Raw genomic sequence first — 402 nt, forward strand, 5'->3', positions numbered from 1 at the left:
CCTGATAGGCGAAATCGGCGTTGTTTTTCATGTTCAGCGCCCGGAGAGCACGTGCGCCACCGCCTGACCGGTCATCGGATCTACGCTCATGACCCGGCGTTTGTCAGGGTCCGCGGCGCGAATTCTGGCGATGATTGAGTGCTCGTCGTCGAAATCCACACGTTGCTTGCGGTAGAGGTTCTGCAGTTCCCTGAGGCTCAAGCCACTGATTTCCACCAGCCACTGCACGACCTGATCAGGCGCCGTCGAGCCTGACAGCACCTTGTGCAGATCCGGCAGCGCTACCAGCATGCCGGAATGACAGCGGCGCAGAAAATCTTCCAGGCCGTCGCCCTGGTTCACGAAAGGTGAGAACAGCAGGCAGACCAACTGTGTTTCATTCAGGCCAAAACCGTCCTGAGC

1 pseudogene is annotated in these 402 nt (G+C 59.0%); it reads right to left on the reverse strand.

Annotated features, from left to right (window positions below):
* Positions 1–33: 33 nt before the first annotated feature.
* A pseudogene (locus tag ALO43_RS08200) lies at positions 34–402 on the reverse strand (hypothetical protein); the annotation flags it as partial.

Origin of the sequence: Pseudomonas tremae, from assembly GCF_001401155.1 — a bacterium.
GTDB classification, from domain to species: domain Bacteria; phylum Pseudomonadota; class Gammaproteobacteria; order Pseudomonadales; family Pseudomonadaceae; genus Aquipseudomonas; species Aquipseudomonas tremae.